We start from the raw sequence: 8,211 nt of genomic DNA on the forward strand, positions 1-8,211 counted from the left end.
CGGTGACCGGTCCGGGGGGTGATTCGAGGCTTCCGGTGGGCCAAAATGGGGCCGTGCCTTTCCTCCTACTGATCGAGGACGACGACGCCATCCGGACCGGCCTCGAACTCGCCCTCACCCGCCAGGGCCACCGTGTGGCCACCGCCGCCTCCGGCGAGGACGGTCTGAGGCTCTTCAAGGAGCAGCGGCCCGACCTGATCGTGCTGGACGTGATGCTGCCCGGGATCGACGGCTTCGAAGTGTGCCGCCGGATCCGCCGCACCGACCAGTTGCCGATCATCCTGCTCACCGCCCGTTCGGACGACATCGACGTGGTGGTGGGCCTGGAGTCCGGCGCGGACGACTACGTGGTGAAGCCGGTGCAGCCGCGCGTCCTGGACGCCCGCATCCGGGCCGTGCTGCGGCGCGGCGAGCGCGAGAGCTCGGACTCCTCCGCGTACGGCAGCGTGGTGATCGACCGGGCGGCGATGACCGTCACCAAGGACGGACAGGACCTCCAGCTCACCCCGACCGAACTGCGGCTGCTGCTGGAGCTCAGCCGCCGCCCCGGGCAGGCGCTCTCCCGCCAGCAGCTGCTGCGGCTGGTCTGGGAGCACGACTACCTGGGCGACTCCCGGCTGGTGGACGCCTGCGTGCAGCGGCTGCGGGCCAAGGTCGAGGACGTGCCGTCCGCGCCGACGCTGATCCGCACCGTGCGCGGCGTGGGCTACCGGCTGGACCCGCCCGCGGTCTGACCTCGAAAACCCCCGGCATTCTGAACTCCCGTACGACGACAGGCTCTTGTGACTGACCATCAGCAGACTGCCCGGCGGTTCCCGGCGGGCCAGTGGCGGAAGCTGCGCTCCCTGCGGGTGCGGCTGATCGCGGTGTTCGCGGCGGTCGCGCTGCTCGCCGCCGTCTCGGCCTCCGGCATCGCGTACTGGCTGAACCGCGACGCGGTGCTCAAGCGCGCCCAGGACACCGCGCTGAACGACTTCCGGGTCTCGCTCAGCCGCAACGTCTCCGACCTTCCGCTGAACGCCAGTTGCCCGGACCTCGCCACGCTGGCCTCCAACGTGGCCAGCTCCGGTCTGACCTACGACGTGGTGGTGGTCGACCAGGCGCACCCGGAGTGCCCGGCCTCCTCCGACCCGACGCACTTCACACTGGCCGACGTGCCGCAGGCGTTGCAGTCCACCGTCGCCAAGCCGCGCGAGATCACCGAGAACAACCCGTACCCGTACCACCTGTACTGGCAGCGGCAGAACCTGGAGGGCCACCCGTTCGTGATCGGCGGCACCAAGGTGGTGCCGAACGGCCCGACGGCGTACATGTTCAAGTCGCTGGAGAACGAGCGGGCCGACCTCAACACCCTGGGGTGGTCGCTGGCGATCGCGACGCTGCTCGCGCTGATCGGCTCGGCGCTGCTCGCCCAGGCCGCCTCGGCGACCGTGCTGCGGCCGGTCAAGCGGCTCGGCGAGGCCGCCCGACGGCTCGGCCAGGGGCACCTGGACACCCGGCTGGAGGTCGAGGGCTCGGTGGACGAACTCGCGGACCTGGCACGGACGTTCAACCGGGCCGCGGAGTCGCTGCACGAGCAGGTCGAGGAGCTGAGCGCGCGCGAGGCGCAGAGCCGGCGGTTCGTCGCCGACATGTCGCACGAGCTGCGCACCCCGCTGACCGCGATGACCGCCGTGACCGACATCCTGGAGGACGAGGCCGAGTCGCTGGACCCGATGATCGAGCCGGCCGTCCGGCTCGTGGTGAGCGAGACCCGGCGGCTGTCCGACCTGGTGGAGAACCTGATGGAGGTGACCCGCTTCGACGCGGGCACCGCCAAGCTGGTCGCCGACGAGATGGACATCGCCGACCTGATCATGTCCTGCATCGACGGCCGGGCCTGGTACGACGCGGTCGAACTGGAGGCCCCGCGCGGCATCCTGGCCGTGGTCGACCCGCGCCGCCTCGACGTGGTCTTCGCCAACCTGATCGGCAACGCGCTCAAGCACGGCGGCTCGCCGGTGCGGGTCAAGGTCCGGCAGACCGCGGACTCGGTCGTGGTCGAGGTCTCCGACAGCGGTCCCGGCATCCCGGAGGACGTGCTGCCGCACGTCTTCGACCGCTTCTACAAGGCCGACCGGGGGCGGGCCCGCTCGGAGGGCAGCGGCCTGGGGCTGTCGATCGCGATGGCCAACGCCCAGATCCACGGGGGGACGATCACGGCGGCGAACGGGGAGGTCGGCGCGGTGTTCACGCTGACCCTGCCGTTGACCCCGCCGCCTCCGCCGTCCGCGGACGGGGTCCAGGACGGCCCCGCCGGCGCCGCCGCCCAGGACAAGGACGCCACGTGACCGCCCCCACCCGCACCGCCGCCCTGCGCCGCACCGGCGGCGTGCTGCTCCTGCTCGCGCTGGCCTCCGGCTGCGGCATCCGGCCGACCGCCGTACCGGTCGACGCCGGCGCGCCCGCCAGCCGCACGGCCTGCCCGACCGCCCCGCACATACCGACCGCCCTGGCCACTCCTCCCGGCCCGGCGCCCGCCGCCTCGCCGGGCCGCGGCGCGGCCAAGGCCAGTGCGAGCCCGAGCCCCTCGCCCACCCCGGTGGCGCCCGGTTCTCCGCCGCCGGACAACGTGTTCAGCGCGGTGCCGACGGCCTCCCCGTGTAGATGAACGGGGGCGCGTTCTGGAATGTTCACGCCCGGCGTGGAACCGCCGCGCCACCGCTCACGTCCTTCCCCCCGTGCAGCGAGATGGCACCAGGACACGCGACGAGCGTTCCGGCGCTCGGACCGAGACGAGGCCGGCGACGGCCGTCCACCGTCCCCTCCGGCTGGCCGGGCTGACGGGTCTGACCCTCCACCTGGCGCTGGCGCTCTGGCTGGTGCTCAGACCCCTGCCGGTGGCCTGGGTGTACGACGCCAACCTGACGCCGTTGGCCTCGCTCCGCTCCTCCTCCGCCTGGCAGGTGGTCGGCGAACTCCTGCTGCTCGCCCCGCTCGGGGTCCTGCTCCCGCTGGCCGGCGGGCGGATCCGGGCCCCCTGGCTGCCGTCCTTCCTGCGCACCACCGGCGTCTCCGCCCTGCTGGCGACCGGCCTGGAGTTCCTCTCCTCCTGGACGCCCGGGCACGTCCTCAACGTGGACCACATACTGCTCGCCGTGATCGGCGTGGTGGTCGCCCACCTCGCTCTCGTCCCCGGCCTGCGCCGGCTGCTGCGGGACCGCCGGCCGAAGCCGCGGGCGCCGCGGGTGAAGGTCCTGGCCGTCCCGCCGATGGCCGCCGCCGTCCCGCCGGTCGCCGCCGCCGTCACCCCGACCGTGACGGTCGCGCCCACCGCCCGGCCCCGCGCCTACGCGAAGCCGACCCCGCCGGCCGGCTGAGCCCCGCAGCCGACTAAACCCCGGCGCGCTCCACCCGGCCGCCGACCTCGACCAGCCCGTCCGGGCGCAGCCCGGTCACCAGCCGCGAGCCCCGGCCCTGGGTGATGGTCAGCGCCCGCCCGAGCCGGGCGGTCAGCAGCAGGGCCGCCGCGCCGGTCGCCTCGTCCTCGTCGATCCCGTCGCCCCGGCCGGGGAAGGCCCGCGCCCGGACCGTACCGGCCGCCTCGTCCTGCCAGGCCCAGGCGTAGATCCACTCCCCCGGCGGCGGCACCTCCAGCCCGTCCACCTCGGCCGCCGAACCGTACTGCCGCAGGGTGCGCGGCGGGGCCCACTCGGACCGGGCCGCGATCAGGGTCCGCCCGCCCTCACGCCGTACGGCCACCACCCCGGCGGCGGTGACCAGCCGGTCCGTCCCCAGCAGCCAGGCGGCGCCCACGCAGGGGTGGCCGGCGAAGGGCAGGCGCAGCGTCGGGGTGTAGATGTCGATCTCCCCGTGCTCCGGATCGTCGACGAACACCGTCTCGCTGAAGCCGAGTCGGCGGGCGAGGGCCTGCCGGTCCGCCCGCTCCGGCACGGCGGCTCCGTCGCGCACCACGCCCAACTCGTTGCCGTACGCCCCGTCGTCGTCACAAAAGACCCGCAGCACCTCATAGTCAGTCATGTCCCACCTCGTCCATTACCGTTCCGGCACGGCTGCGGCACAGCGCAACGACACCGTGATGAAAAGGCGACGACGGATGTCGGCCGCCTCCAGTACTGTGCGCTCTCGTCCCCGAACGGTTCCTCCGTTTTTTCCTCCTGCCACAGGAATCCCCCCTTGAACAATCTCGACTTCAGCGACGCACCGCTCTTCTCCTGGTACGTCGTGGCGCTCGCGGTCAGCGGCGTCATCATGCTGGTCATCGGCGCCGTCGGTGGCGGGCTCAAAGTCGGCCTGCGGATCGTCAACGTGCTCATCGGCCTCGGATTCCTGGGGTACGCCTACTACCTGACGTTCGTCTTCGAGGGCGGCACCTACTACATCCTCACCAAGCTGTTCTTCCTGCCGGTCGCGCTGATCATCTACTCGGTGAAGGAGATCATCGAGCGCAGCAAGGCGAAGAAGCAGCCGAACCCGCTGGCCGCGCCGTACCTGGCCAACGCCCAGCAGGCTCCGTACAACCCGAACGCGCCGCACAACCCGAACGCGCCGTACAATCCGAACGCGCCGCAGGCCGGCCGGCCCGCCGCGCCGCAGGCCGCCTCGCCGTACCAGCCGGGCGTCCCCGCCCAGCCGGTGGCGGACAACCCGTACGCCCAGCCCGTGCCGCCGGCCCAGCCCGGCCAGCCGCAGCACCCCGCCGGCTGATCCCGCCCGCCGAAGCCGGAAGGCCCGCCCGTCACCCGCCGCGAAGCGGGGACGGGTGGGCCTTCCGCCGTTGCGGGCCACGTTTCCGGCGGCGCGGGACGTCCGCCCTCAGGGGCACCCCTGAGACGGCCCCTACGCGGGCCTACGCCTTCCCGGTGACCTACCGGGGTCGTGAATCGCCTGGTGGGCGGAGGCTTTCGGGCCGGCGACGGCGGAGCATGGAAGTACGCCCGCCGGACCGGCCGGACCGGGCCTCCATCAAGGAGAACGCATGAGCGCCCGCCTCGCCCGCCCCCGTCACAACCGCGTCATCGCCGGTGTCTGCGCCGGGATCGCCGAACGCTTCGGCCTGACCCCGTGGACCGTCCGACTGATCTTCCTGCTCTCCTGCCTGCTGCCCGGCCCGCAGTTCCTGATCTACCTCGCGCTGTGGGTGCTCCTCCCCCAGGAGCCGTGACGCCGCACGGGCGGGGCATGGCGACGGGCCGTCCGCTCCCGGGGTCTCCGGGGCGGGCGGCCCGTCGTCGTACCGGTGGCCCGGGTCGGCCGGATCAGCCCAGCGGCAGGCCGGGCAGGAGGCCGGCCAGCCCGCCGACCGGGGTCTTGTCCAGGCCGGGGACGCTCGGGATGCCGGCGCGCTGCTCGGTGACACCGGCGATCGGGGTGACGTCGGCGGGCGCGGTGCGGCCGACGGTCGGGGCGAGGGTGCCGAGCGTGCTGGCGACCTTGTCGCCGCCGGGCAGCTTGGCGGCGGTGTCGGTGACCGCGCCGGTCACCGCGGGGTTCGTCAGCGCGCCGGTGGGCAGTCCGAGGCCGCCGGCCGCCTGGCCGTCTGCCGCGGAGGCGGTGCCGGCGCCGATCGCCGCGATGGCGATGCCGAGCGCCGCGGTGCCGGCGGCCTTGAGAGCCTGCTTCATGGTTCGTCCCTTGGGTCGTCGTCGGTGGCCGACATCGCGCGCGGGATCGGCGGCCGGGCGACCGCCGCCACGGCCTGTCAGCTATGACTGGCACACCGTAGTGACAGGGCCGCGCGATAACCAAAGGGCGTTCACTCACCCGAGTGAGTAGTCGGATGAACGCCAACTCCCTTGTGCAGAAAGGGCGTTCATCCGACCAGCAGGACCGGCGAACCGGCCGGAACGGCTCAGTTCGCGCCGGTGCCCGCGCTGAACAGCCACTCCGCCTTGAGCTCAGCGTAGCCCGGCTTGATCACGTCGCTGATCATCGCCAGCCGCTCGTCGAAGGGCAGGAACGCGGACTTCATCGCGTTCACCGTGAACCACTCCATGTCCCCCAGCGTGTAGCCGAAGGCGTCCACCAGGTGCCCGAACTCCCGGCTCATGCTGGTACCGCTCATCAGCCGGTTGTCGGTGTTCACGGTGACCCGGAACTTCAGCCGGCTGAGCAGCCCGATCGGGTGCTCGGCGTACGAAGTGGCCGCCGCCGTCTGGAGGTTGGAGGTCGGGCACATCTCCAGCGGGATGCGCTTGTCGCGCACGTACGCGGCCAGCCGGCCGAGCTCGACGCCGCCGTCCTCCTTCACCGTGATGTCGTCCACGATCCGCACGCCGTGGCCGAGCCGGTCGGCGCCGCAGCACTGCAGGGCCTCCCAGATCGACGGCAGGCCGAAGGCCTCGCCCGCGTGGATGGTGAAGTGGTTGTTCTCGCCCTTGAGGTAGTCGAAGGCGGCCTGGTGGCGGGTGGGCGGGTAGCCGGCCTCGGCGCCCGCGATGTCGAAGCCGACGACGCCCTGGTCCCGGTAGCGGTTGGCCAGTTCGGCGATCTCGGTGGAGCGGGCGGCGTGCCGCATCGCGGTCAGCAGGGTGCCGACCCGGATCCGGTGGCCGGCCGCACGGGCGTTCGCCTCGCCGAGGCGGAAGCCCTCCTGCACCGCCTCGACGACCTCGTCCAGGCTCAGGCCGCCCTCCAGGTGCTGCTCGGGGGCGTACCGGACCTCGGCGTACACGACGCCGTCGGCGGCCAGGTCCTCGGCGCAGTCGGCGGCGACCTTGATCAGGGCCTCGCGGGTCTGCATGACGGCGCAGGTGTGCGCGAAGGTCTCCAGGTAGCGGACCAGCGAGCCGGAGTCGGCGGCCTCGCGGAACCACTCGCCGAGTTCCTTGGCGTCGGTGGTCGGAAGGCCCTGGTAGCCGGTCGCGGCGGCCAGTTCGACCACGGTCTCCGGGCGCAGCCCGCCGTCGAGGTGGTCGTGCAGCAGGACCTTCGGCGCGCGGCGGATCTGGTCGGGGGTGGGAATGCGCGGGCCGCTGCCCGCGGTGGTGACGGGGATCTGCTTCTCCATTGCGGAAATATAGCCCCTACGCGCGTAGACCGACCACCGCGAACACCACCGGATGGTCCAAACTCCACCGGGAATTCCACCGCCCGGTCCATACGAACCACCAATGGTTCAGCCACGGCGGATCGGTCGTGACCACCCGCGATCAGTCGTGCTGCAGCAGCCGACCCCGCCGGGACAGCACGAAGTCCCGGAACGCCGCCACCGGCGGGGTCAGCGGCCGCCCCGCCGCCCAGGCCAGCCCGATCGCCCGCCGGGTCCGCGGCGCGGTCACCTCCAGCTCCACCACCCCCGGCCGGGGCACCAGGGCCGGCGGCAGCAGCGCCACCCCCAGCCCGGCCGCCACCAGCCCGCGCAGCGTCTCCGTCTCCTCCCCCTCGAAGGCCAGCCGGGGCACGAACCCGGCCTGCGCGCAGAAGCCGTCCGTGATCATGCGCAGCCCGTACCCCTGCTCCAGCCCGACGAACGGCTCCTCCGCCACCTCCGCCAGCCGGATCCGCCGCCGCCCGGCCAGCCGGTGGTCCGCCGGGACGACCAGGTGCAGCCGCTGCTCGTCCAGCGGGCGGGCGGTGAACGCCGGGTCGTCCGGCAGCGGCGCGACCAGGCACAGGTCCAACTCGCCCGCCCGCAACCGCTCCAGCATCGCCATGCCGTAGTCCTGCACCAGCTGGAACCGCACCCGCGGATACGCCGCCCGGAAGCCCCGCAGCAGCGCCGGAACGGCGTCCGGCCCCATCGTGTGCAGGAACCCGAACGCCACCAGCCCCGCCTCCGGGTCCGCCTCCGCCCGGGCCGCCGCCGCGCCGCGCTCCACCTCCGCCAGCGCCCGTTCCACCGAGGCCAGCAGCAGCCGGCCCGCCCTGGTCAGCCGGACCGCACGGCCCTGGCGGGCCAGCAGGTCCACCCCCAGCTCCTCCTCCAGCCGGGCCACCGCGCGCGACAGCGTCGGCTGCGGCACCCCGAGCAGCGCGGCCGCCTGGGTCACGTGCTCCAGCCGCGCCACCGCGGCGAACTGCGCCAGCCGGGGAGCCAGCAGGACGGCCGGTTCGTCCGGCCCCAACTCGGCCGCCCGGTACCGCTGATCCGGGTTCTCCGGCAGTTCCGCCACGGTCATCCCGCCACCACCTCGACTCATACGCCAGTGCATCGATCATCCACTCTTCATGCATTGGACGCATCAACGGCGCCGGGCCTACGGTCGACGG

General features: G+C 73.2%; 10 protein-coding genes. 6 read left to right on the top strand and 4 right to left on the bottom strand.

What is annotated here, in order from left to right:
- The first annotated feature begins 53 nt into the window (after positions 1 to 53).
- From J0670_RS22540 to J0670_RS22555, 4 genes are all read left to right on the top strand, one after another.
- The gene (locus J0670_RS22540) at positions 54 to 734 is read left to right on the top strand and encodes a response regulator transcription factor (RefSeq protein ID WP_207813466.1); all 681 of its coding nucleotides are present in this window, start codon (positions 54 to 56) and stop codon (positions 732 to 734) included.
- 48 nt (positions 735 to 782) lie between these two features.
- Positions 783 to 2,330, top strand: a complete 1,548-nt coding sequence (locus J0670_RS22545; protein WP_207813467.1) for a HAMP domain-containing sensor histidine kinase — start codon at positions 783 to 785, stop codon at positions 2,328 to 2,330.
- Positions 2,327 to 2,650, top strand: coding sequence for a hypothetical protein (locus J0670_RS22550; RefSeq protein ID WP_207813468.1), 324 nt, complete (start codon positions 2,327 to 2,329; stop codon positions 2,648 to 2,650). Before J0670_RS22545 ends, J0670_RS22550 begins: the two co-directional genes overlap by 4 nt.
- A 70-nt stretch (positions 2,651 to 2,720) precedes the next feature.
- The gene (locus J0670_RS22555; protein ID WP_307806642.1) at positions 2,721 to 3,359 is read left to right on the top strand and encodes a VanZ family protein; all 639 of its coding nucleotides are present in this window, start codon (positions 2,721 to 2,723) and stop codon (positions 3,357 to 3,359) included.
- A gap of 13 nt (positions 3,360 to 3,372) precedes the next feature.
- On the opposite strand, the gene J0670_RS22560 is transcribed toward J0670_RS22555, so the two are convergent.
- The gene (locus J0670_RS22560; protein ID WP_207813469.1) at positions 3,373 to 4,020 is read right to left on the bottom strand and encodes a PhzF family phenazine biosynthesis protein; all 648 of its coding nucleotides are present in this window, start codon (positions 4,018 to 4,020) and stop codon (positions 3,373 to 3,375) included.
- Positions 4,021 to 4,176: 156 nt separating this feature from the next.
- Here J0670_RS22560 and J0670_RS22565 point away from each other — a divergent pair, with 156 nt between their 5' ends.
- Positions 4,177 to 4,707 carry a hypothetical protein gene (locus tag J0670_RS22565; protein ID WP_207813470.1) on the top strand — a complete coding sequence of 177 codons (531 nt, stop codon included), beginning with the start codon at positions 4,177 to 4,179 and terminating at the stop codon, positions 4,705 to 4,707.
- A 271-nt stretch (positions 4,708 to 4,978) separates the two neighbouring features.
- Entirely contained in the window at positions 4,979 to 5,164 is a 186-nt protein-coding gene (locus J0670_RS22570) for a PspC domain-containing protein (RefSeq protein ID WP_207813471.1), read from the top strand.
- 94 nt (positions 5,165 to 5,258) lie between these two features.
- Here the strand turns inward: J0670_RS22570 and J0670_RS22575 are convergent, their stop codons facing one another.
- From J0670_RS22575 to J0670_RS22585, 3 genes are all read right to left on the bottom strand, one after another.
- Entirely contained in the window at positions 5,259 to 5,624 is a 366-nt protein-coding gene (locus tag J0670_RS22575; RefSeq protein ID WP_207813472.1) for an ATP-binding protein, read from the bottom strand.
- A 227-nt stretch (positions 5,625 to 5,851) separates the two neighbouring features.
- On the bottom strand, positions 5,852 to 7,009 hold the full coding sequence (locus tag J0670_RS22580; protein ID WP_207813473.1) for an adenosine deaminase: 1,158 nt from the start codon (positions 7,007 to 7,009) through the stop codon (positions 5,852 to 5,854).
- A 142-nt stretch (positions 7,010 to 7,151) separates the two neighbouring features.
- Positions 7,152 to 8,120: a LysR family transcriptional regulator gene (locus J0670_RS22585; protein ID WP_207813474.1), complete on the bottom strand. Its 969-nt coding sequence runs from the start codon at positions 8,118 to 8,120 to the stop codon at positions 7,152 to 7,154.
- Between the last annotated feature and the right edge of the window lie 91 nt (positions 8,121 to 8,211).

Origin of the sequence: Streptomyces sp. FH025 (assembly GCF_017427025.1) — a bacterium.
GTDB lineage: Bacteria > Actinomycetota > Actinomycetes > Streptomycetales > Streptomycetaceae > Kitasatospora.

What these genes read in the sequence shown, in the direction of transcription:
- J0670_RS22575 (WP_207813472.1), bottom strand. Translation starts at nt 5,624, where the DNA reads ATGAAGCAGGCTCTCAAGGCCGCCGGCACCGCGGCGCTCGGCATCGCC.
- J0670_RS22560 (WP_207813469.1), bottom strand. Translation starts at nt 4,020, where the DNA reads ATGACTGACTATGAGGTGCTGCGGGTCTTTTGTGACGACGACGGGGCG.
- J0670_RS22570 (WP_207813471.1), top strand. Translation starts at nt 4,979, where the DNA reads ATGAGCGCCCGCCTCGCCCGCCCCCGTCACAACCGCGTCATCGCCGGT.
- J0670_RS22585 (WP_207813474.1), bottom strand. Translation starts at nt 8,120, where the DNA reads ATGACCGTGGCGGAACTGCCGGAGAACCCGGATCAGCGGTACCGGGCG.
- J0670_RS22580 (WP_207813473.1), bottom strand. Translation starts at nt 7,009, where the DNA reads ATGGAGAAGCAGATCCCCGTCACCACCGCGGGCAGCGGCCCGCGCATT.